Annotated in this window: 21 protein-coding genes; all 21 read right to left on the reverse strand. The window is 66.1% G+C overall.

The window, feature by feature from the left end; translation table 11 throughout:
* Positions 1-13: 13 nt before the first annotated feature.
* On the reverse strand, positions 14-1,423 hold the full coding sequence (gene rpoN, locus C1932_RS09505; protein WP_108761952.1) for an RNA polymerase factor sigma-54: 1,410 nt from the start codon (positions 1,421-1,423) through the stop codon (positions 14-16).
* Positions 1,424-1,752: 329 nt separating this feature from the next.
* Positions 1,753-2,385 carry a response regulator transcription factor gene (locus C1932_RS09510; protein WP_049460605.1) on the reverse strand — a complete coding sequence of 211 codons (633 nt, stop codon included), beginning with the start codon at positions 2,383-2,385 and terminating at the stop codon, positions 1,753-1,755.
* A gap of 91 nt (positions 2,386-2,476) precedes the next feature.
* Complete coding sequence (locus tag C1932_RS09515) at positions 2,477-3,055, reverse strand: PilZ domain-containing protein (protein WP_108761953.1); 579 nt, start codon at positions 3,053-3,055, stop codon at positions 2,477-2,479.
* Entirely contained in the window at positions 3,052-3,351 is a 300-nt protein-coding gene (locus C1932_RS09520; RefSeq protein WP_108761954.1) for a hypothetical protein, read from the reverse strand. Before C1932_RS09520 ends, C1932_RS09515 begins: the two co-directional genes overlap by 4 nt.
* On the reverse strand, positions 3,351-3,770 hold the full coding sequence (fliS, locus tag C1932_RS09525) for a flagellar export chaperone FliS (protein ID WP_108761955.1): 420 nt from the start codon (positions 3,768-3,770) through the stop codon (positions 3,351-3,353). Before fliS ends, C1932_RS09520 begins: the two co-directional genes overlap by 1 nt.
* Positions 3,771-3,900: 130 nt before the next feature.
* The gene (gene fliD / locus C1932_RS09530; RefSeq protein ID WP_108761956.1) at positions 3,901-5,253 is read right to left on the reverse strand and encodes a flagellar filament capping protein FliD; all 1,353 of its coding nucleotides are present in this window, start codon (positions 5,251-5,253) and stop codon (positions 3,901-3,903) included.
* 216 nt (positions 5,254-5,469) lie between these two features.
* Complete coding sequence (locus C1932_RS09535) at positions 5,470-6,711, reverse strand: flagellin (protein WP_108761957.1); 1,242 nt, start codon at positions 6,709-6,711, stop codon at positions 5,470-5,472.
* A gap of 243 nt (positions 6,712-6,954) precedes the next feature.
* The gene (locus C1932_RS09540; RefSeq protein ID WP_108761958.1) at positions 6,955-8,175 is read right to left on the reverse strand and encodes a flagellin; all 1,221 of its coding nucleotides are present in this window, start codon (positions 8,173-8,175) and stop codon (positions 6,955-6,957) included.
* A 234-nt stretch (positions 8,176-8,409) separates the two neighbouring features.
* Complete coding sequence (locus C1932_RS09545; RefSeq protein WP_108756137.1) at positions 8,410-9,588, reverse strand: flagellin; 1,179 nt, start codon at positions 9,586-9,588, stop codon at positions 8,410-8,412.
* Positions 9,589-9,819: 231 nt separating this feature from the next.
* Positions 9,820-11,025 carry a flagellar hook-associated protein FlgL gene (gene flgL, locus C1932_RS09550; RefSeq protein WP_108761959.1) on the reverse strand — a complete coding sequence of 402 codons (1,206 nt, stop codon included), beginning with the start codon at positions 11,023-11,025 and terminating at the stop codon, positions 9,820-9,822.
* The gene (flgK, locus tag C1932_RS09555; protein WP_108761960.1) at positions 11,022-12,902 is read right to left on the reverse strand and encodes a flagellar hook-associated protein FlgK; all 1,881 of its coding nucleotides are present in this window, start codon (positions 12,900-12,902) and stop codon (positions 11,022-11,024) included. Before flgK ends, flgL begins: the two co-directional genes overlap by 4 nt.
* An 8-nt stretch (positions 12,903-12,910) precedes the next feature.
* Positions 12,911-14,107, reverse strand: a complete 1,197-nt coding sequence (flgJ, locus tag C1932_RS09560) for a flagellar assembly peptidoglycan hydrolase FlgJ (protein ID WP_108761961.1) — start codon at positions 14,105-14,107, stop codon at positions 12,911-12,913.
* Between the two features lies 1 nt (position 14,108).
* On the reverse strand, positions 14,109-15,245 hold the full coding sequence (locus C1932_RS09565) for a flagellar basal body P-ring protein FlgI (protein WP_108761962.1): 1,137 nt from the start codon (positions 15,243-15,245) through the stop codon (positions 14,109-14,111).
* A gap of 8 nt (positions 15,246-15,253) precedes the next feature.
* The gene (gene flgH / locus C1932_RS09570) at positions 15,254-15,946 is read right to left on the reverse strand and encodes a flagellar basal body L-ring protein FlgH (RefSeq protein ID WP_108756141.1); all 693 of its coding nucleotides are present in this window, start codon (positions 15,944-15,946) and stop codon (positions 15,254-15,256) included.
* A gap of 22 nt (positions 15,947-15,968) precedes the next feature.
* Complete coding sequence (gene flgG, locus C1932_RS09575; RefSeq protein ID WP_049461063.1) at positions 15,969-16,754, reverse strand: flagellar basal-body rod protein FlgG; 786 nt, start codon at positions 16,752-16,754, stop codon at positions 15,969-15,971.
* Positions 16,755-16,857: 103 nt separating this feature from the next.
* Positions 16,858-17,607, reverse strand: a complete 750-nt coding sequence (locus C1932_RS09580) for a flagellar basal body rod protein FlgF (RefSeq protein ID WP_108761963.1) — start codon at positions 17,605-17,607, stop codon at positions 16,858-16,860.
* Between the two features lie 32 nt (positions 17,608-17,639).
* Entirely contained in the window at positions 17,640-18,863 is a 1,224-nt protein-coding gene (flgE, locus tag C1932_RS09585) for a flagellar hook protein FlgE (protein WP_108761964.1), read from the reverse strand.
* A 32-nt stretch (positions 18,864-18,895) separates the two neighbouring features.
* Complete coding sequence (locus tag C1932_RS09590) at positions 18,896-19,576, reverse strand: flagellar hook capping FlgD N-terminal domain-containing protein (RefSeq protein ID WP_108761965.1); 681 nt, start codon at positions 19,574-19,576, stop codon at positions 18,896-18,898.
* A 23-nt stretch (positions 19,577-19,599) separates the two neighbouring features.
* A complete protein-coding gene (gene flgC, locus C1932_RS09595; RefSeq protein WP_108749581.1) occupies positions 19,600-20,007 on the reverse strand; it encodes a flagellar basal body rod protein FlgC in 408 nt (135 codons plus the stop codon).
* Positions 20,008-20,010: 3 nt separating this feature from the next.
* On the reverse strand, positions 20,011-20,406 hold the full coding sequence (gene flgB, locus C1932_RS09600; RefSeq protein WP_075075988.1) for a flagellar basal body rod protein FlgB: 396 nt from the start codon (positions 20,404-20,406) through the stop codon (positions 20,011-20,013).
* 144 nt (positions 20,407-20,550) lie between these two features.
* Complete coding sequence (locus tag C1932_RS09605) at positions 20,551-21,495, reverse strand: chemotaxis protein (RefSeq protein ID WP_025879111.1); 945 nt, start codon at positions 21,493-21,495, stop codon at positions 20,551-20,553.
* Positions 21,496-21,699 lie beyond the last annotated feature (204 nt).

A 21,699-nucleotide genomic window follows, 5' to 3' on the forward strand; every position in this document is an offset into this window, starting at 1 on the left:
TCCAACATCCTTTTCAGCCCACCCGGGCCAGCTGGGGTTGCCTGGCGCTGATCCGGCGCCGTTCGCGGGCCGGAGCGATATCCAGTTGTTCGCGGTATTTTGCGACGGTTCGGCGGGCAATGTTCACCCCCTGTCGCGACAGCAGGCCGGCGATGGCCTCGTCGGCCAGCGGGCGACCGGCCGGTTCGGCGTCGATCAGGCGGCGCACCATGGCTTTCACGGCCTGCCCGGACACGCTGGCGCCTTCCAGGCGCACGGCGAAGAAGTGCTTCAGTTCGAAGGTGCCGCGCGGGGTCTGCAGGTACTTGCCGGTGGTGATGCGCGAAACGGTGGATTCGTGCATGCCGATTTCTTCGGCCACCTCCTTCAGGGTCAGCGGTGCCATGGCTTCGTCGCCACGGACCAGGAAGGCGGCCTGGCGCTCAACGATCACCCGCGCGGTGCGCAGCAGGGTGTCGTAGCGCATGGACAGGCCGCGGCTGAACCAGCGGGCTTCCTGCAGCATTTCGCGCAGGGCAGGGGCAGCATCGGCAGTATCGGCCAGGGCCTGTTCGTACTGGCTGTTGATCGACACGCGGCGGCTGGTGGCCGGGTTCAACGCCACCTTCCACTGCTCGTCGGCATGCCAGGCCACCACGTCCGGTACCACGGCCACGTTGCTGTCGGTCTGCAGGCTGTCGCCCGGGCGCGGCTGCAGGGACAGGATCAGGCGCACCGCTTCGCGCACGTCGTCCACTTCAGCGTCGTGCTGGCGGGCCAGGGCCAGGTAGTCATGGGCGGCCAGGGCGTCGAGCGCGCCTTCCAGGATGCGCCCGGCCAGGTGACGGCCCGGTACCAGACCCTGCAGGCTGTACAGCTGGGCCAGCAGGCATTCGCGAAGGTCCTGCGCGGCCATGCCGGCCGGTTCGCCGTGCAGCAGCTGCTGGCGGATGGCTTCCACGCCTGCGGCGTCGACATCGAACTGGGCGCTGGCCAGCAGGTGCAGCTGGGCCAGCGGGGCCTGCAGGTAGCCGGCGTCATCGCAGTGTTCCAGCCAGAACGCGGCGATGGCCAGGCCACGGTCGTCCAGGTCCAGTGCCAGGCGCTGCAGCACGCGCAGCTGCGGGTCGCTGGATTCGCCGGCGGCAATGCGTGCCATGCGGTCGTCGTCGCCGTCCTGCCAGCTGGTGCCGGCCACGTCCCACATGGACGATTCGGGCAGCTCATCGAAGGCCGCCGTTTCCAGAGTAGTGGCGGTGGCATCGCTGGCGTCGGCAACGGGCGCTTCGGCCTCTTCGATTTCCAGCAGCGGATTGGAATCAAGCAGGCGCTGGATTTCCTGTTCCAGGTGCAGGCCATCGAGCTGCAGCAGGCGGATCGACTGCAGCAGCTGCGGCGTCAGGTGTAGTTGTTGGCCCAGCTGGGTCGAGAGTGCAGCCTTCATCGTGGTTCCCCGGCACCGCTCCCCGGCGCCTTGTGGAACACATCTTGCTTTTGATCCGGCAGGTCCGGAATCGGGGGGTTCCTGAGGCGCTTGGTTGAGTTCCCGACACGCTGTAGGGGAATTCCCTACGAAAGCGCGGGAAGTTGACGATGGTCGTGGCTAAATCGTTGATTGCTGGTGCGGAGAACCGGGTGAGCGCGGTTCTGGCGGTACGGAAACCTGTCAGGGCCTGTCGGGGTGACGGGAAGTCGTCGCCAATTCAGGGCCCGGGTCGGTAGGGTCGACCGTTGGTCGACCAACGCGCAAGGCGCGGGGTGTCCGGCGGACGATCATTCCAGCTCGTGCTGGTGGCGGGCGGCCAGCAGCAGCAGATCGTTGGCGCGGCGGCAGCCCAGCGATTCCATCATGCGCGCGCGGTGGGTCTCCACCGTCTTTACGCTGATGCCCAGGTCGGCGGCGATTTCCTTGTTGCTTTCGCCCTTGCCGATCTGGCGCAGGATCTCGCGCTGGCGCGGCGACAGCGCGGCAATGCCGGTGGGCTTTTCGCGGCCCAGCATGGGCGCCAGCATCTTGGCCGAGATCTGCGGGCTCAGGAACACCTGGCCGGCATGGGCGGCACGCAGGGCCAGTTCCAGTTCCTGCGGCGCGGCATCCTTCACCACGAAACCCACGGCGCCGCGGTCCAATGCATCGCGCACATGGGCGGCATCATCGTGCATGGTCATCATCACCACCCGGGTGCCGGGAGCGCGCAGGCGGATGTCGCTCAGCGCTTCCAGGCCAGTGCGGCCGGGCAGGGAAAGATCCATCAGCACCACGTCGGGCGCATGCTGCAGGGCTAGTTGCAGCGCCTGTTCGGCGTTGCTCGCTTCGGCCACCAGCTGCACGTCGGCAAACCCCTGCAACAGCCGCGCCAGGCCGGCGCGAACCAGAGTGTGATCGTCGACGATGAGAACTCGCACAGGCACGCAGCAGGTCCGTGAGGGGAGTCCACCTTAACTTAGCTGAACGGGCCCGCCAAGGCCCGTCGGCCACGCACTACGGTGACGGCGTTCAGCGCGCCCGGCGCGCTTCGGCAACCTGTCGACGGTGTAGACGGAAAAGGTGGCGTTCCATGGCCATTTCCAGGCCATCGCCCAGATGACTGAAGCGCAGCCACAGGAAGTGGCCGCCGCTGCCGTCGGCGGCTTCGGCCACCACTTCCACCGGCAGGTCGATATGGTCGGGCAGCCAGTCGCTGGGCTGCAGGCGGACGACGCCGGCCTGGCCCGGGCTGGCGCCGTTGCGCGGGCCCAGCTGCAGGCGGATGCCGCGGCGCGACCAGCGTACCGGGCGCAGGGGCAGGTCGTGGCCCTGCTGGCGCACCAGCCGGCCCAGCAGCACCATGGTCAGGTCCAGCTTGGCTTCCAGGCGCTGCAGTTGCAGGGTGGCTTCGCTGCGCTCCTCGTGCTCGTCCACCCTGCTGTCTTCCACCAGGGCCAGGCTGCGCAGCAAGGCTTCGGCATTGCCGGTACGGCCCAGCGCACTGCCGGCCTGGAACTCGGCAGGCAGGGCCAGTTCGCAGCTGAGCGTTTCGTCGAACAGCTCGCTTTCGGCCGGGTGGTGCAGCGAGGTGGTCGGCAGCAGGGTCATGCCAGCGATTCTGCCTGCAGGTATGCATGGGCAGCGCGAAGGGACGTGCGGCCCTGCTGCAGGTGGCTGGCTGCTTCATCGCGCAGCAGGCGCATGCGCGCGCTCAGGTCGTGCTGGTGCTGCAGCAGGCCCTGCAGCGCATCGGCGCCCAGGATCGCGCCGTGCACGTCCATGGCCTTGCGCAGGTTGGCATCGTACTGGCCCAGCAGCGCGGCGCAGTCTTCGCCCGAAGCGGTGGTCAGCGCAGCATCCAGCGCATCCAGTTCGGCGTGCAGCGGGGCAAGCACGGCGTCCATCAGGCAGGGGTCCCGGCAGCGCGCTGGCGCTGGTCCTGCGGAATCGCATTCCAGGCCGCGTCGATCTCGGTCAGCAGCTGCAGGGCTTCCTGCAGGGCCACCACATCGTTGTGCAGGTTGGCTTCGGTCAGGCGCTGCTGCACGTAGTCGTACAGCGCCGACAGATTGCCGGCGATCTCGCCGCCGGCCTCATGGTCCAGCGAACCATTGAGGTGGCCGACGATGGCGCAGGCTTCGCCGATGGCCTTGCCCTTGCGCGCCTGGTCGTTGCGCTCGATGCAGGCTTCGGCCAGGCGGATGCGTTCGCACGCTCCGGTCAGCAGCAGTGCAACCAACTTGTGCGGGTCGGCGTCGGACACGGCGGTGTTCACCCCGACCTTGCGGTACTGCTCTGCGTACTGACGGCTGGAACCGTACATTGAATGAGTCTCCTGGTTGGCCACCCGGCGCATGGCCTGTGCGTGGCATCAGGGCCCGCCACGGGCCCTGCAATGTGTTGCTGTTTGTATCGGCGCCGGCGGCGCCAAACTTGAGCGCCGCCGTGCGGGTTCAGCTGCTGGTCTTCTTGGCCAGCTGCTGGGTCAGGTAGTCGCTGGTGGTCTGCATCTGGCTGACCAGCGATTCCATCGAGGTGAACTGCTTGGTGTAGCGGGTGGACACCTGTTCCATGCGCGCATCCAGATCGTCCAGGCGCTTTTCCAGGTCCTTGATCTGCTTGTTCAGTGTGTTGGTGCGCTGAGTGATGGTGCCGGTGGTGGCATCCAGGTTGCTCTTCAGCATGTCGGTCATCGACTTGCCGACCTTGCCGTCGGCGCCGAACAGGTTGCTGACCGATTCGGGATCCTTGGCGATGGCCGCGTCCAGCTTGGTGCTGTCCAGGCTCATGGTGCCGTCGGTGGCCAGGGTGATGCCGAGCGCCTTCAGTTCGTTCACGTTGGGGCTCATCTGCCCGCGCAGCTGCTGCTGCAGGCCGCGCACCATGGCATCGCCGGTCAGTGCCGAGGCCGTGTTGGTCTCGCTGTTGTAAGCGGTGGCCGACTTCAGGGTGGTGTTGATCGCGTTGTAGGCGGTCACGAAGGCGGTCAGGTTGGCCTTCAGCGCGCTGTTGTCGCGGCCGATGGTCAGGGTCTGCTTCACGTCCGGGTTGGCCTTGGTCAGCGTGAGCGTGACGCCCGGCACCAGGTCGGAAATCGTGTTGGAGCTGGAGGTACGGGTGAAGCCGTCCACGATCACGATCGCGTCCTTGGCTTCCACCATCACTTCCATCTTCGAGGCGGCGGTGCCGTCGTAGGCCAGGTCATCCAGGGTGCCGTTGCCGCCGGACGGGGTGACCGTGATCGCGCCGGCTTCGCCGGAGTCCACTGCGGTCAGCACCAGGTGCTGGCCATCGTCGGCGGTCACCACCGAAGCGACCACGCCCTTGCCGGCCGAGGCCTTGTTGATCGCCTTGGCCACGTCGGCCAGCTTGCTGTCGGCGGCAATATCCACTTCCAGGTTGGTGTCGCCGTAGCCGATCGTCAATTTACCGCCGCCGATCGCCGCATCCTTGTCGAAGGCTTTGGAACTGAGCTTCTGGTTCTGTGCCAGCTGCTGTACCTGCACCTGGTGGGTGCCGGCCACCGGGCTGGTGGCGTTGTCGCCGGTATCGACCGCGGCGGTGAAGGTGGCATCGGTGCCGAGCGTGGTCTTGTAGCCGGGGTTGTCGGCGCTCTTCACCAGGGTGGCCAGCGCGGTCTGCAGGTTGGCCAGGCCACTCTTGATGGTGCTGATGGCCGACAGCTTCGAGGTCGCAGCCGTGCCCAGCGCGTTGATCTGGTTTTCCTGGGGCTCGCGCTCCTTGGCAACCAGCTGCGCAACCAGGGTGGGGATGTCGAGACCGGTACCGATGGTGCCGATGGCCATGAGAAGTCCTTGTGCTGTGGGCGGGCGAAGCCACTGCCGTTGCAATGGCTATCGGCCGCCGGAATGGAAGCTTGAGCGCACATGCGTGCGCCGATGCATGCGCCGTTGCAAGGCCCGTGCCAGCCGGGGTGCGCGCGCGGTGCCGGTGGCCGCGCCCTAGACGCAGAAAGGCCGCCCGAAGGCGGCCTTTTTGTACTGCCTGAACCGGTGCGGGGATCAGCCCTGCAGCAGGCTCATCACGCTGGACGGCGACTGGTTGGCCTGGGCCAGCATCGCGGTACCGGCCTGCTGCAGGATCTGCGTGCGGGTCAGTTCAGCGGTTTCCTTGGCGTAGTCGGTGTCGCGGATACGGCTGCGCGAGGCCGACAGGTTTTCCGAGGTGGTGTTCAGGTTGGCGATGGTGGAGGTGAAGCGGTTCTGGATCGCACCCATGTCGGCACGCGAGGAATTCACTGCGGTCAGCGCCTTGTCGACCACGGCCAGCGCCTGCTGTGCACCGGCCACGCTGCCGATGTCCAGGTCAGCAGCAAAGGTCTTGCTGGTCGGGGCGCCGGTGGAAGCGGTGAAGGTCGGAGCGGTTGTGGCAGCCGGGGTGCCGGCGGTGTTGGTCCAGGTGCCGGTGGTCACGCCGAAGGCGGTGAAGGCGCCCGAGGCGTTCACGCTGTCCTTGATCGCGGTCAGGTTGATCTTGGTGGCATCGGTGCCATCAACCTGGGCGTAGACGCCGGTCTGGTCCATCTTTTCATTGATGGCGGCGGCCACGGCCTTGGCGGCGGCGCCCTGCATGTCAGCGGCGGTGGTGCCGGTGGCCTTCACTTCGATGTCGCCCAGGTCGATGGCCTTGCCATCCGAACCGGTCACCTTCATGCCGGTGATCTTCAGGCCTTCGCCAGCGGTGACGGCGGTGGCGCCGATGGTCAGCGAGTTCGAGTCGAACTGGGCGCCGCCCAGTGCGTTGGCGCTGGCGTTGACGATGCTGTTGATGCCGATGGTCTGGCCCGAATCAGCGCCGACCTGGAACAGTGCGCCGGAGAACGAACCGTCCAGCAGCTTGGTGCCGTTGAAGTTGGTCTGGCGGGAAACGCGGTCGATTTCCGAAACCAGCTGCTTCACTTCGGCGTTCAGTGCTTCACGGTCGCTGTCGGAGTTGGTGGCGTTGGCCGACTGCACCGACAGTTCACGGATACGCTGCAGGTTGTTGCCGATTTCGACCATCGCGCCTTCGGCGGTCTGGGCCAGCGAGATGCCATCGTTGGCGTTGCGCACGGCCACGTCCAGACCGCGGATCTGGGTGCCGAAACGCTCGGAGATGGCCAGGCCGGCGGCGTCGTCCTTGGCGCTGTTGATGCGCAGCCCCGAGGACAGGCGCTGGATGGTGGTCGCCAGGCTGGAACCGCTGGTGGACAGGTTGCGCTGGGCGTTCAGCGACATCACGTTGGTATTGATGACTTGTGCCATTTTCTTGCTCCTGGTGGCGATGATGTCGCCGACGGTTGAGAGGCCTCCCGTAGGAGGGGCCGCTGCAGTTGGAATGCCTCGGCTGAAATCAATAACGGCGACATGTCAACCGTCTTTAGCAGGAATTTGGCCGTGTTTTGCTGAGTGTGTTCATGCGTGCTCGGTGTGGCCCGACAGCGGAACTGCAGACGCAGAAAAGCCGCCCGAAGGCGGCTTTCTGCGTTCATTGCGCGGCGGCGGGAATCAACCCTGCAGCAGGCTCATCACGCTCTGCGGTGCCGAGTTGGCCTGGGCCAGCATCGCGGTACCGGCCTGCTGCAGGATCTGCGTGCGGGTCAGTTCAGCGGTTTCCTTGGCATAGTCGGTGTCGCGGATGCGGCTGCGCGAGGCCGACAGGTTTTCCGAGGTGGTGTTCAGGTTGGCAATGGTGGAGGTGAAGCGGTTCTGGATCGCACCCATGTCGGCACGCGAGGAGTTCACCGCGGTCAGCGCCTTGTCGACGATCGACAGGGCCTGCTGTGCACCGGCCACGCTGGAAATGTCCAGGTTCGAGGCGTACTGGGCATCGATGCCGGTCGCCGCGGCGGTGGCGGTGTAGCCGGTCGGTGCGGTGTTGCCGGTCCAGGTGCCGAAGTCGATGTCGATGGCGTTGAAGGTGCCGTCGGCGGCGATGGTGTTCTGCACCGAGGTCAGGTTGATCTTGCCGGCGGTGGCGTCCACTTCGGCGTACACACCGGTCTGGTCCATCTTCTCGTTGATGGCGGTGGCGATGGCAGCGGCGGTTGCCTTCTGGGTGGCGGCCTCGTCAACACCGGCCTTCACGTTGATGTCCGCCAAGGTGATTTCCTTGCCGTCCGAACCGGTCACCTTCATGCCGGTGATCTTGACGTCGGCATTGTTGCCGGCGGTCTGCGCTGCAACGGTGAAGTCGTTGGCGTCGAACTTCACGCCGCCCAGGGCATTGGCGCTGGCGTCGACGATGCTGTTGATGCCGATGGTCTGGCCCGAATCGGCGCCGACCTGGAACAGTGCGCCGGAGAACGAACCGTCCAGCAGCTTGGTGCCGTTGAAGTTGGTCTGGCGGGACACGCGGTCGATTTCCGAGACCAGCTGCTTCACTTCGGCGTTCAGTGCTTCACGGTCGCTGGTGGAGTTGGTGGCGTTGGCCGACTGCACCGACAGTTCACGGATACGCTGCAGGTTGTTGCCGATTTCGACCATCGCGCCTTCGGCGGTCTGGGCCAGCGAGATGCCGTCGTTGGCATTGCGCACGGCAACGTCCAGGCCGCGGATCTGGGTGCCGAAACGCTCGGAGATGGCCAGGCCGGCGGCGTCGTCCTTGGCGCTGTTGATGCGCAGGCCCGAGGACAGGCGCTGGATCGTGGTGGCGAGGCTGGAGCCGCTGGTCGACAGGTTGCGCTGTGCGTTCAGGGACATCACGTTGGTGTTGATGACTTGTGCCATTGCCGTTCTCCGAGAGTTGTATCTGGTGCTGGAAAGGGGAGGTCCCCGGGGGAGGACCGCTGGGGTGTTGTGCCCCGTTGATACCAATAACGACACCCCGCGCCAGACCTTTAGGGATTGCGCGAAAAGTTTTTTCGCCAATGTCAACGGGGGCGTGATTCCGCTCGCGCCCAGACGCAGAAAGGCCGCCCGAAGGCGGCCTTTCCGTGGTGTTGCATGAACCGGTGCGGGGAATCAGCCCTGCAGCAGGCTCATCACGCTGGACGGCGACTGGTTGGCCTGGGCCAGCATCGCGGTACCGGCCTGCTGCAGGATCTGCGTGCGGGTCAGTTCAGCGGTTTCCTTGGCGTAGTCGGTGTCGCGGATACGGCTGCGCGAGGCCGACAGGTTTTCCGAGGTGGTGTTCAGGTTGGCGATGGTGGAGGTGAAGCGGTTCTGGATCGCACCCATGTCGGCGCGCGAGGAGTTCACCGCCTTCAGCGCATCGTCAACGATCGACAGGGCCTTCTGGGCGCCGGCGATGCTGGAGATGTCGACCTTGCTGACCGTGGACGATTCGGTGGCGTCGACCTTGGTGGCCGAGATGCCGGCGAAGGCCGGGGCCAGGTCGGCGTCGGTGGTGGTGCCGGCGGTGAATTCCAGCGCCTGGCCCGACTTCAGCGAGGTCAGGGTCATCTTGCCGGCGTCGTCCAGCTCGGCGTAGACGCCGGTCTGGTCCATCTTGTCGTTGATGGCATTGACGGTCTTCTTGGCCACCGACAGGGCGGTATCACCGGCCTTGAAGGCGATGTCACCGATGTCCTGGCCGTTTACCTTCAGGCCGGTCACCTTGCCATCAGCGGCAGCCGCGTCGCCGTAGATGGCTGCGGTGCTGGTCTGGGTGGCAGCGTACTTGCCTTCGCCCAGGGCGCTGGTGCTGGCATCGACGATGCTGTTGATGCCGATGGTCTGGCCCGAATCGGCGCCGATCTGGAACAGCGCGCCGGAGAACGAACCGTCCAGCAGCTTGGTGCCGTTGAAGTTGGTCTGGCGGGAAACGCGGTCGATTTCCGAAACCAGCTGGTTCACTTCGGCGTTCAGCGCTTCGCGGTCGCTGTCGGAGTTGGTGGCATTGGCCGACTGCACCGACAGTTCGCGGATACGCTGCAGGTTGTTGCCGATTTCAACCATCGCGCCTTCGGCGGTCTGGGCCAGCGAGATGCCGTCGTTGGCGTTGCGCACGGCCACGTCCAGGCCACGGATCTGGGTGCCGAAACGCTCGGAGATCGCCAGGCCGGCGGCGTCGTCCTTGGCGCTGTTGATGCGCAGGCCCGAGGACAGGCGCTGGATCGTGGTCGCCAGGCTGTTGCCGCTGGTGGACAGATTGCGCTGAGCGTTCAGCGACATCACGTTGGTATTGATGACTTGTGCCATTTTTTCTCTTCCTGTGGGCGAAGGCCGGCGCCAGGTGGCCGACCGATGCACGACGCGAAGGTGTTTCGCGTTTGCAAGGTCCAGTAACGGCGCCAGGAAGGCGGTCTTTAGCACAAACGCCAACGCCACCGTCCCGAGAGGCGGTGGTTGGGTGCCGCAGCCCAGGCGGGCTGCGGTTCAGCGGCCTTCGTCGCGCGGCCCGGGGGAGTGCCGCGCGACGAAGGCGCCTGCTCAGCGGATCGCGTTGAACAGCGACATCTGCTGCATCTGGGTAAAGATCGTCTGCGCGGCCTGCAGCGCGATCTGCTCAAGCTGGTACTGGCCCACGGCTTCGGCGTAATCCAGGTCGCGGATCGAAGACAGGGTGGTTTTCAGGGTGACCGCGTTCGATTCGCGGGTGGCGGCGGCATCGTCGATGGCCTTCAGCTGCGCACCACCGGCCGAGCGCGCGTCGATGAACTGTTCGGCGGCGCGGGCGATATCGCGGATGCCCGACTGCAGTGCGTTCTGCTGGTTGGCCACCTCGGCGGGGGTGTTGGCGGCGGTGTTCAGCGCATCGATCATGCCCTGCACCGTGGAAAACACATCGCGGGTGCCCGACGGGCCGACGCTGAAGCTGTCGCCGGCCGCGGGCGCGCCTTCGATACGCATCGACACGCCTTCGAAGCTGATGTCCTCGCCGGCCTTGAACGTGCCGGTGCTGACCACGGTGCCGGTGGAATCGAGCACTTCGTACTGATCAGCAGCGGTAAAGTTCAAGGAATAGCTGCCGCCATTCCAATTGCCGGAAGAAGAATTCAAACCGAATGTAGTGAGCACGCCATTGCCGGTATTGCCGGCTGCAGCCGCACCATCCAGGGTGCCATCGCCGGTGCGGATGCGCAGGAAAATCTCGCTGCCGGGCAGGGCGTCCTTCACGAAGGTGTCTGGTGCCACTTCCACCTGGCGCTGGGTCTGGTCGCCGTTGTAACTGACCGTGCCGTTGCTCAGCTTGAACGGCGCGTCGGCATCGTCGGTGCCGCCGAACAGGTAGCGGCCGGTGCCGTCGGTGGTGTTGGCCAGCGACAACAGGCTGTCGTACACCGTCTGCAGTTCCGAGCCGATCGACTTCAGGTCGGCCGCCGACAGGGCAGGGTTGTTGGCCTGCAGGGTCAGTTCGGTAATGCGCGCCATCAGTTCGTTGGCGCCGGACAGGGCGTTTTCCTGCAGGCCCAGGCGGTTCTGCACCACGTCGGCGTTGGATTTGAAGCGGTCCAGTTCGGCCACGGCGCGGTCCAGGCTGACCGCGGTGCCGGCGGCGACCGGGTCGTCCTTGGCCGACACCAGGCGCTGGCCGGTGGCCAGCTGCTGTTCCAGGTGGCTCATCTTGGCCTGCTTGGACAACATCAGCGAGACGGACTGGCTGAACATCATCCCGGTGGAAATGCGGTTGTTCATCGCGATACAGCTCCCAGGATGGTCTGGAACATGGTGTCGGCAGTGGAAATCAGCTGCGAGGCAGCCTGGTAGGCCTGTTGCAGGCGCAGCATGTCGGCGGCTTCTTCATCCAGGTTCACCCCGGAAACCGAATCGCGCGCGGACTGGGCCTGGTCGGTGATCACCTGCTGCGCATCCAGCGAATACTCCGCTGCACGGGCGGCGGCGCCCACCTGCGTGGTCAGTCCGCCCAGTGCGCCGTTCAACGTGATGGTGCCGGCATTGAATGCCTTGGCGTCCTCGACCTTGGCCAGGGCCAGGGCATTGCTGTTGTCGGACGAACCGACCGGGGTGGGGGTGATGTTGAAGGTATCGCCGGTCTTCGGCGCGCCATCGAGCACGAAACTCCAGCCGTTGGCGGTGATCGCCTGGCCGGCGGTGTAGGTGAACGGTCCATTGCCATCAATGGTGTATTCGGTGGCAGATGTGAACACGATCGCGGCAGGGTTGCGCAGGTTGGCGTTGCTGGCGTCGGCCACCTTCACGTCGCTCAGCTTGCCGGTGCCGGTGTTGGCCAGCGCGGCACTGCCCTTGATCGGCGCGGCCGCGGCCAGGCGCGAGGTATCGGTGATCGCCACGCCGATGCTGCCGGCCACGCCCGCAGTGGGCTGCAGCAGGAAGCGGTCATTGGTGGCCGGGGTGCCGCTCACCACCAGCTCCACGCCATTGATCTTCAGCGGATCGGTGGCGGTGCCGGTACCGGTCATGGCCACGGTGGCGCCGGTATCCGAACGCATCGCCAGCCACTGCGTGCCGTCGTACTTCAGCACGATGTTCTGTGCATCCAGCGATGACAGGTCGCCGTAGCTGGCGGTGATCGAGGCAGTGCCGGTGTTGCTGGTGTTGCCGGTCACCCGCGGGCTGCCGATGTTGAACAGGTCGCCGCCCATGTTGCCGTACAGATCCACGCCGTTGCGGTGGGTCTCGTTGAACGTGGTCGCCAGGCCTACGGCCAGCTTGCCCAGTTCGGCCTGGGCCGGGGTCAGCACGGTGTCGCGGAATTCCAGCATGCCGCCGACCTGGCCACCCAGCTGCTTGGGGTCCAGGGTGATCTTGCCGCCCTGGGTCTGCAGGGCCAGCTGCAGGCGCTCGGGCTGGTAGGGGTCGGTGACCGTGGTCACCTTCGAGGCCGTGGTGCCGACCACCAGGGCCTGGCCGCCGGCGGTGTATACATTCAGGGTGCCGCCATCCTGGGCCACGGCGGTGCCGCCGGTGTAGCCCACCAGGTTGGCGATCAGCTGGTCACGGCGGTCGAGCAGGTCAGGCGCAGCGGTGGCCGCATTGCTGCCGATAACTCCGTTGATCTGGGCGATTTCCGCGGCCAGCCGGTTGATTTCGGTGGCGGCCGCGGTCAGGCCGTTGTTCACTTCGCTGTTGAGCGTGTTCAGACTGTTGTTGAGCTGCTGGAAGCGGTTGGCCAGCGTGTTGGCGCTGTCCAGCACGTTCTGCCGGTCGGCGCTGCCCGATGCGTTGGACGACAGGCCGCTGACCGAATCGAAGAAGTTGGACCACACGCCGGACACATTGGTGGCGGTGTCCGAGAACAGCGCATCGACGCGGTCGGCCATGGTGGAAAGCTGCTTCAACCGCGCCAGTTCGCCGCTGCTGTCCAGCAGGCGGGAAATGGCCAGCTGGTCGGCGGTGCGGCGGATGTCAACGATACGCGTACCGTTGCCGACATCACCGTAGCCGAAGTTCTGCGGATCGGCGGTGGCAAAGTCGACCTTCTGCCGGCTGTAACCGGGCGTGTTGATGTTGGCGACGTTGTGGCTGGTCGTCGCCAGGGCACGCTGGAAGGCGAGCAGGGCGTTGGTACCGGTGGAAAGGACGCTGGACATGGGGTTCCTCAACGGCGGGTGATACCCAGCGCCGCGGTTGCGGTGCTGGCGAAGGTCTGGCCAAGGCGGGCGCCGGCATCGGTCACCGCGGCAACCGCGCGTTCGATGGTCGGGCCACCGGCAATGGCGGCGATCTTGGCGGCGTAGCTCGGGTCGGTTGCATAGCCGGCACGCTGCAGGCCACGGGCGAAGCCCTGCACATCGGTGCCGGCCTGCAGGGCCTGCTGGTAGCGCGGGCTGGTCTTCAGCAGGCGCACGTAATCGGCGAAGCTTTCGGCTGGCGAGCTGTAGGCGCGGAAGCTGGCGGTTTCGTTACGGCGCACGCCATCCACGTATTCGTGGGTGCCGGCCACCGCGCTCTGGCCTTTCCAGCCGGTGGCCTTGATGCCGAACAGGTTGTGCGAGGTGCTGCCGTCGGCATGCTTGATCTGGCGCTTGCCCCAGCCGGTTTCCAGCGCGGCCTGGGCCACCAGGGCGCGGGCGTCCACGCCCAGTTCCTTGGCCGCGTTCTGCGCGTGTGGCCAGATGCTGGCCACGAAGCCTTCCGGCGTGTGTGCGCCCAGCTGGGCCACGGCAGTGCGGCTGGCCAGCGCGTCGGCGGCGGTGCCGGTGCTGCCACGGTTGCTGGCCGTGGGCGCCCACTGGTCGCTGGCGGCGGCCCAATCGGCACCACCAATGTTGCTGGCGTACGGATCCTCGGTGCCCAGCGCACGGTGCGCGCTGCTGCTTTCGCGGCCGGCAATCAGGTCCAGCGCCTGTTCCATCGGTGCCACCGACGATTGCGCGCCGTCCTGCACGCCGGCGGACATCTGCTGCAGGATGCGCAGTGCATTGCTGGCGTCTTCCAGCGGCAGCGACGGCGCCTGTGCCGGTGCGTTCAACTGGTAAGCACGGCTGGCTTTGGCCGGGTCCACGCGGGTGTCCAGCGCCGGGGCATCGCCCTGGTTGCCGGACAACTGGCGGGCGATGGTTTCGTGCAGGCCCAGGCCCTTGCCGCGGGTCAGGGTCTCGGCAATCTTCTGGTCGTACATATCCCGGAAGACCTTGTTTTCACCGGGGAACAGCGAATCGCCGAAGCTGGCATCGCGCATGCTCTTCACCAGCATCTGCGCGAACTGGCCTTCCAGCTGGCGTGCGACCTTGTCGATCTTGGCCGGATCGTTCTGCTGCGTCGGGTGCAGCTCAAGGGCGGGGGTGATGCGCATGTCAGATCACCTCAAGCTCGGCGCTCAGCGCACCGGCCTGTTTCAGGGCTTCCAGGATCGCGATCAGGTCGCCCGGCGCGGCACCGACCGCATTCACCGCGTGCACGATCTCGTCCAGGCTGGTGCCACCGCTGAACTTGAACATGCGGCTGCCATCGTTGGTGGCGGTAATGGTCGATTGCGGGGTCACTACGGTCTGGCCACCGGCCAACGCGTTGGGCTGGCTGACGTTGGCGTTTTCCTGGATGGTCACGGTCAGCGAGCCGTGCGAGATCGCCGCCGGGCCCACGCGCACCTGCTGGCCGATCACCACGGTGCCGGTGCGCGAATTGACCACCACCTTGGCCGGCGCACTGCCCGGGGTCAGTTCCAGGTTTTCAATCCGGGCCAGCAGGCCGATGCGTGCACCGGGGTCGGTGGGCGCGCGCACGGCCACGGTCACGCCATCCACCGCACGCGCGGCGCCCTCACCGAAGGCATTGTTCAGCGCGCCAACCATGCGCGAGACGGTGGTGAAATCGTTGTTGTGCAGGTTCAGGGTGATCTCGCCGTTGGCGCCGAACACATCGGGCAGGGCACGTTCAACGGTGGCGCCGCCGGGAATGCGGCCCACGCTGGGCACGTTCACCGATACGCGCGAACCATCCTTGCCCTGCGCGCCGAAGCCGCCCACGATCAGGTTGCCCTGGGCAATGGCATAGATCTGGCCGTCGGCACCGCGCAGCGGCGCCATCAGCAGCGAGCCGCCGCGCAGCGATACGGCGTTGCCGATGGAAGACACGGTGATGTCGATCGGCTGGCCGGGCTTGGCGAACGGCGGCAGTTCGGCGTGGATGGCCACGGCGGCGACGTTCTTCAACTGCGGGTTCACGTTGGCCGGCACGTTCACGCCCAGCTCGCCCAGCAGGTTCTTCAGGCTCTGCACGGTGAACGGCGCCTGGCTGGTGCGGTCGCCGCTGCCATCCAGACCCACCACCAGGCCGTAGCCAACCAGCGCGTTGCCGCGCACGCCGCCCACCTGGGCCAGGTCCTTGATGCGCTCGGCACTGGCGGGGGCCGCCACGGCCAGCAGCAGGAAGAATGCTCCGTAGAGCGACGCCATGCGTCGCTGCCAGGAAGAAGAGGAGAAGAGTTTCATGACAGTACTCAGAACGGCGCCAGCGCCGAATTGAAGAAGCGGCTCAGCCAGCCCATGGCGTTGGACTGCGCCACGGCACCACGGCCGCCGTAGACGATGCGGGCCTCGGCCACGCGGCTGGACGGCACGGTGTTGTCTTGGTTGATGTCACCGGGGCGCACGATGCCCTGCACCTGCACCAGTTCGTCACCCTGGTTCAGGCGCAGGTTCTTCTGCCCCTGCACCACCAGGTTGCCGTTGGGCAGGCGCTGCACCACCGTGACCGTCACGCTGCCCTGCAGGCGGTTGCTCTGCGCGCTGTTGCCCTTGCCGGTGAACTCGCGTTCGCCATTGGCACTGGCGCTCAGAATGTCCTTGCCGCCCAGGGTGACCGGCGCGCCGAACAGCGAGGGCGAGCCGATCGTCAGGCCCGATTCCTTGCTGGTGGCGGTGTTGGCACTGGTCTGCGCGGTGGTGTTTTCCAGCAGGGTGATGGTCAGCAGATCACCGACATCGCGGGCGCGGCGGTCGGCATACAGGTTCAGCGTCGGGCCGGCGGCATAGATGGCGCCGGCGGTGGGCGCGGCCTGCATCGGCACGATCGGCTGCACCGGGGCCATGGCCGGGTAGGGGCGCACGTCGCCGGCAATCACGCAGCCGCCCAGCAGGGCGGTCACGGCGCAGCACAGCGCGGTGCGGGCGAGGGTAGAGAAGGGCGACATGGCGGTATCCCGGTGGTTGCGGTCAGACGTTCTGGTTCAGGTAGCCGAGCATGGCGTCGGTGGTGGAAATGGCCTTGGCGTTCATTTCGTAGGCGCGCTGGGTTTCGATCATCGACACCAGCTCTTCCACCACGTTCACGTTGCTGCCTTCCAGCGCACCCTGCACCACGGTGCCCAAACCGTTCAGGCCGGGGTTGCCGTTCTGTGCGGGACCCGATGCCGTGGTTTCCAGGAACAGGTTTTCACCGCGGGCCTGCAGGCCGGCCGGATTCACGAAATCGGTCAGGGTCAGTGCGCCCACTTCCACCGATGCAGCGTCGTCGGCCATCTTCACGCTGATGGTGCCGTCGCTGCCGATGGTGACCGACTGCGCGCCTTCGGGAATCTGGATGCCCGGCTGCACCGGATAGCCGGTGTTGGTCACCAGCTCGCTGTCCTGGTTGATCTTGAACGAGCCATCACGGGTGTACGCGGAACTGCCGTCGGGCAGCTGCACTTCGAAGAAGCCGCGGCCGTTGACCATCACGTCCAGCGCGCGGCCGGTCTGCTGCTGGCTGCCCTGTTCGAAGTTCTTCGAGGTGGCCACCACGCGCACGCCGGTACCCAGCTGCAGGCCGGTCGGCAGCTGCGTCTGTGCCGAACTGGCGCCGCCGGGCTGGCGCACCTGTTGGTACAGCAGGTCTTCGAAGCTGGCGCGGTCCTGCTTGAAACCGGTGGTGTTGGTATTGGCGAGGTTGTTGGAAACCACCGACATGCGCGTCTGCTGCGCATCCAGTCCGGTTTTTGCGATCCACAATGCCTGGTTCATCTTCGGAATCCTGTCTGGCTGAAGCGGGCCGCGCGGTGCGGCCGTTGGTGAAGGCTGTGCAAGCGGTGTGCCAACGCCGGCCCGTGCCGACGCCGGAATTCCGTCAGCCGCCCAGGCGCAGCAGGCTGTTGGCGCTGCGCGCGTTCTCGTCGCCGTGCTTGATTACCTGCACCTGCATTTCGTACTGCCGCTGCAGCTGGATCATCTGCACCAGCGCGCCGGCGGCGTCCACGTTGCTGCCTTCCAGCTGGCCGCTGTGCACGGTGGCGCCCTGCGCCTGGGCGAAGGGCTGCTGCGGGTCGGTGTTGCGGAACAGGCCATCCAGGCCGCGTTCCAGGCGTTCGTCCGGCGCCTGCACGATCTTGATGCGGCCGATCATCGCCATGGTCTGCGGGCCTTCGCCCTGCGGAATGATCGAGATAGTGCCGTCGTTGCCCACTTCCATTGCCTGGTAGGGCGGAATGGCGATGGGGTTGTTGTTGTCATCCAGCACCGCACGGCCGCTGGACGTCACCAGCTGGCCATTGGGGGTGACCGACAGCGCGGCCCCCCGGGTATAGGCTTCGCTGCCATCGGGGGCCTGCACGGCCAGCCAGGTGCCGGTCTGCAACGACAGGTCCAACGGCTTGCCGGTGATGTGCTGCGCGCCGGCGCTGCGGTTAAAACCGGCGTCGACGTGCAGCGCATCCACCCGCGAGGCATAGCCCTGCCCACGGATCGGGAAGGCCTCGGTGTTGGCCAGCGCTTCCTTGAAGCCGGGGGTGTCGGAGTTGGCGAGGTTGTGGCTGAGCGTACCCTGCGCCTGCAGGGAGGCGCGGGCACCGGTCATCGCCACGTAAAGGGCTTTATCCATGCGGGGAGTTCCGTGACAGGGTCAGCAGCTCATCAACGGATGTTGATGACGGTCTGGGTGATCTGGTCCTGCGTGGTGATCATCTGCGCGTTGGCCTGGAAGTTGCGCTGGGCCACGATCATGTTCACCAGCTGCTCGGTCAGGTCCACGGTGGACGATTCCAGCGCGCCGGCCTGGATCTTGCCCAGGTTCGAGGTGTCCGGAGAGCCGGTGCGCGGGGTGCCCGAATCGAAGGTTTCCACCCACAGGTTGTTGCCCTTGGCTTCCAGGCCCTGCGGATTGTTGAAGGTGGTCAGCGCCACCTGGCCCAGCGCCTTGTCGTCGCCGTTGGAATAGCGGGCAAACACCACGCCGCTTTCCGACACGGTAATTTCATTAAGCTTGCCGGCCGCGTAGCCATCCTGCTGGGTGTTGCGCAGGGCGAACTTCTCGCCGTACTGGGTCGAGCCGGTCACATCCAGGGTCATGTTCAACACGCCCGCACCGGTGGTCGGGGTGAACGTGCCCAGGCTGATCTTGCCGTCGGCCGGGTCGATCAGGGTGCCGGCGTTGTCGAATTCCAGATCGGTGGGCGTGCCCGCGGCCTGGCCGTCAACGTAGTTGTGCACGCGCCACTGGTTCACGCCCGGCAGCTTTTCGAAGTACGACACCTGGGTGTGGCTGACGCCCAGCGAGTCGTACACGGTGATGCCGCCGCTGGAGAAGTTGTAGCTGTTCGAATCGGTCGGGTCGAAGGTGCCCACGGTCGGCACGCTGGCGTTGGCCGGCAGGGTGAAGCCCACCTTCACTTCGCGTGTCTGCTTGGGCGGGCTGTCGGTGGTCAGCAGCTGCAGGTCGACCAGGCGGCCGGCGTCGAAGTTGGTGCCATCGGCGTTCGGCGCGAACACCTGCAGGCGTGCGCCCTGCGGGTTGATCACGTAGCCGGCCGAATCGGTCTGGAAGTTGCCGGCACGGGTGTACACGCGCGCACCGTTCATGTTCATGGTGAAGAAGCCCTCACCGGAAACGGCCATGTCCAGGCTGCGCCCGGTCTGCTCGTTGTTGCCCTGCAGGAACTGCTGGGCCACGTTGGAAACGCGCACGCCCGAACCGATCGAGTTCTTCGACAGGCCGTAGCTGGTGGCCGAGAACAGGTCGGCGAACTCGGCGCGCGATTCCTTGAAGCCGGTGGTGTTGACGTTGGCGACGTTGTTGGCGGTGACGCTCAGGTCGGAGTTGGCGGCATTGATGCCGGACAGCGAAATGTTGAAGCCCATGGGATGCTCCTGGTAGATGCGGGATGTGCGGCTCAGCTGACGCGGAGCACGTAGTCGATCGGGGCCGTGCCCAGGCCCTTCAGGTTCAGGTACAGGCCGTCCGAGCCGACGGTCACGCTTTCCACCGGCGCCTGCACATAGGTGGACAGCTTGGTTTCCGCGCCAGCGGTGTCGGTGTGGGTGGCGGCAATGGTGTAATCGCCGGCAGCCACGCGGTTGCCGTTGGAATCCTTGCCGTCCCACTCGAAGGCGGTTTCGCCGGCGGCGGTAGCTTCAACACTCAGCTGGGTGACCGTGTTGCCGTTGGCATCGGTCACCGTCACGTTCACGATGCCGGCGCCCGGTGCGGCAACCACGCCGCTGGCACCGCCTTCATCGCCCAGTACCATCTTGGTGGAAGGCACCAGCACTTCGTGGCCGACCAGTGCCGCGCCGCGCAGCACTTGGTCGCTGGCCATCGATTCCTGGAAGCCCTGCACCGTGGTGTTCAGATCGGTAATGCCCTGCACGGTGGACATCTGCGCCATCTGCGCGACCATCTGCGTGTTGTCCATCGGCTTCAGCGGGTCCTGGTGCTGCAGCTGTTCGGTCATCAGGCGCAGGAAGTCGGCCTGGTCCAGCGTGCTCTTGCGCGTGCTCGCGTTGCTGTTGGGGGCAGTCAGGCCCAGGGCGCTGTACACGTCCTGGCTGGTCTGGGTAGAGACGGTGGTCATCGGGTAATCCTCAAGGGTCCGCCTCAGCGGCCCATGGTCAGGGTGGCCAGGGCCAGTTCCTTGGCGGTGGTCAGCATTTCCACGCCGGCCTGGTAATTGCGCGAGGTCGAGATCAGGTTGACCATCTGCGCCACCGGGTCCACGTCGGGCTGGTAGATGTAGCCTTCGGCGTCGGCCAGCGGGTGGCCTGGCTCGTAGCGCTTGATCGGCGCTGCTTCGCTCTGGCTGATTTCCTTCACCTTCACCGAAGTGACATTCGGATCGGTCTTGCTGGTAACGGCCTGGAAGATCGGCTCCAGCGGCTTGTACACCGCGTCGGCCGAGCCGGCGATGCTGTCAGCGTTGGACAGGTTGGAGGCGATGGTGCTCATGCGCACCGACTGCGCCTGCAGCGCGGAACCGGCGATATCGAAGATCGGCAGATTGCTCATGGCTTATTGCCCCGTGATCGCGGTCAGCATGGAACGCACCTTGCTTTCGACGAAGCTGAGCGAGGCGCGGTACTCCAGGGCGGCACGGCCATAGGCGGCGCGCTCTGCATCGGGGTCGACGGTGTTGCCGTCCAGGCTGGGCTGCACCCCTTCACGGGCCACCTGGAACGGGTTCAGGCCACTACTGATTTCGTAGTGCTGCTCGTTGGTGGTGGTCATCAGACCGTTGGCATCCAGGCCCTGGGCGTGGCGCAGGGCGGCATCGAAGTCCAGGTCCTGGGCCTTGTAGCCGGGGGTGTCGGCGTTGCCGAGGTTGCTGGCGATCAGCTTCATGCGCTGTTCGCGCAACGGCATGGCCTGGGCGTGGACACCCAGGTAATCGGTAATCAGGTTGCGCACGATGCACTCCCACAGGAACGTTGCCCGGGAAGCTGCAAGCGGTGTGCCAAAAGCGTGAAGGGGTCAGATCCCCGAAGGGGCTCTGACCCCATCAAGGGGCGCGGGGGACGGAGCCCCTGCGGGGATCCGACCCTGTGGGCGGCCTTACGCCGCCATGGCCACCTTGCGCAGGCGGTCCAGCACGAAATCAGCCAGTTCGTGCGGCGAATACTTGGCCACGAAGGCATTGGCGCCCACGCGTTCGACCATCGCATTGTTGAATACGCCCGACAGGGAGGTGTGCAGCAGCACATACAGCCCGGACAGCCCGGCGTGGCGCCGGATTTCTGTCGTCAGCGTATAGCCGTCCATGGCCGGCATTTCGATATCGGAAATGACCATGGCGTAGCGTTCGGCCGGGTTTTCGCCCGAGGCGTGGATCTGCAGCAGGTGGTCCAACGCCTGCTTGCCGTCCGACAGCAGGGTGGCGCCCACGCCCAGCTGGTCCAGCACGCTGCGGATCTGCTGGCGGGCCACCCGCGAGTCGTCCACCACCAGCACCTGCAGCTGCGGCGCGTCGGCAGGCATGGCCATGGCCGGGTCCAGCACGGCTTCGCCGCGCACCTGGGCAATGTCGGCCAGCACGCTTTCCACGTCGATCACCTGGATCAGCTCGCCCTGGAAGCGGGTCACCGCGGTCAGGTAGCTCGATTCGGCGCCCAGCTCCGGCGGCGGGTGGATGTCCTCCACCGCGATGTTCACGATGCGTTCCACCCCGCTGACCAGGAAGCCCTGGATTGAGCGGTTGAACTCGGTCACCACCAGGTAGCCCGGTGCGGTGTCCGCATCCGGCTCACGCTCGGGGTGGCCGATGGCCAAGCCCAAGTCGAGCACCGGCACCGAGCGGCCGCGCACGTCGGCCACGCCGGCGAACTGGCCGGGCAAGCCAGGCACCTGGAACAGCTCGGGCCGGCGCAGCACTTCCTGCACCTTGAAGACATTGACGCCAAAAAGCTGACGTCCGCCGAGACGGAACAGCAGCAGCGCCAGGCGATTGTGGCCGGCCAGTCGGGTCCGCTGGTCGATCCGGTTGAGCAGGTCATGGGACATGGCTGCTGTATCGGCGTGGTGCCCGCCGAACTTGAGGGTCATGTGATGCCGACACCCCGCAGTCGTAGAGTCGAGCTTGCTCGACTTCCGCCTCTTGTAGAGTCGAGCCATGCTCGACTGATGTGCCGTGCAGTCGAGCATGGCTCGACACTACAGCAGGACGTCGAGCACGCTCGACGCTGCAGGGGCGGGCTGGCACAGCGC

Origin of the sequence: Stenotrophomonas sp. YAU14D1_LEIMI4_1, assembly GCF_003086815.1 — a bacterium.
Classification (GTDB): Bacteria; Pseudomonadota; Gammaproteobacteria; order Xanthomonadales; family Xanthomonadaceae; genus Stenotrophomonas.

Bases quoted from the DNA above. Each gene is read 5' to 3' on its own strand.
- flgJ (WP_108761961.1), bottom strand. From the start codon at position 14,107: ATGCGCATCACCCCCGCCCTTGAGCTGCACCCGACGCAGCAGAACGAT.
- C1932_RS09545 (WP_108756137.1), bottom strand. From the start codon at position 9,588: ATGGCACAAGTCATCAATACCAACGTGATGTCGCTGAACGCTCAGCGC.
- flgK (WP_108761960.1), bottom strand. From the start codon at position 12,902: ATGTCCAGCGTCCTTTCCACCGGTACCAACGCCCTGCTCGCCTTCCAG.
- rpoN (WP_108761952.1), bottom strand. From the start codon at position 1,423: ATGAAGGCTGCACTCTCGACCCAGCTGGGCCAACAACTACACCTGACG.
- fliS (WP_108761955.1), bottom strand. From the start codon at position 3,770: ATGTACGGTTCCAGCCGTCAGTACGCAGAGCAGTACCGCAAGGTCGGG.
- C1932_RS09605 (WP_025879111.1), bottom strand. From the start codon at position 21,495: ATGTCCCATGACCTGCTCAACCGGATCGACCAGCGGACCCGACTGGCC.
- C1932_RS09565 (WP_108761962.1), bottom strand. From the start codon at position 15,245: ATGAAACTCTTCTCCTCTTCTTCCTGGCAGCGACGCATGGCGTCGCTC.
- flgC (WP_108749581.1), bottom strand. From the start codon at position 20,007: ATGAGCAATCTGCCGATCTTCGATATCGCCGGTTCCGCGCTGCAGGCG.
- fliD (WP_108761956.1), bottom strand. From the start codon at position 5,253: ATGGCCATCGGCACCATCGGTACCGGTCTCGACATCCCCACCCTGGTT.
- flgG (WP_049461063.1), bottom strand. From the start codon at position 16,754: ATGAACCAGGCATTGTGGATCGCAAAAACCGGACTGGATGCGCAGCAG.
- C1932_RS09590 (WP_108761965.1), bottom strand. From the start codon at position 19,576: ATGACCACCGTCTCTACCCAGACCAGCCAGGACGTGTACAGCGCCCTG.
- C1932_RS09535 (WP_108761957.1), bottom strand. From the start codon at position 6,711: ATGGCACAAGTCATCAATACCAACGTGATGTCGCTGAACGCCCAGCGC.
- flgH (WP_108756141.1), bottom strand. From the start codon at position 15,946: ATGTCGCCCTTCTCTACCCTCGCCCGCACCGCGCTGTGCTGCGCCGTG.
- C1932_RS09515 (WP_108761953.1), bottom strand. From the start codon at position 3,055: ATGACCCTGCTGCCGACCACCTCGCTGCACCACCCGGCCGAAAGCGAG.
- C1932_RS09520 (WP_108761954.1), bottom strand. From the start codon at position 3,351: ATGGACGCCGTGCTTGCCCCGCTGCACGCCGAACTGGATGCGCTGGAT.
- flgE (WP_108761964.1), bottom strand. From the start codon at position 18,863: ATGGGCTTCAACATTTCGCTGTCCGGCATCAATGCCGCCAACTCCGAC.
- flgL (WP_108761959.1), bottom strand. From the start codon at position 11,025: ATGAACAACCGCATTTCCACCGGGATGATGTTCAGCCAGTCCGTCTCG.
- C1932_RS09580 (WP_108761963.1), bottom strand. From the start codon at position 17,607: ATGGATAAAGCCCTTTACGTGGCGATGACCGGTGCCCGCGCCTCCCTG.
- C1932_RS09540 (WP_108761958.1), bottom strand. From the start codon at position 8,175: ATGGCACAAGTCATCAACACCAACGTGATGTCCCTGAACGCACAGCGC.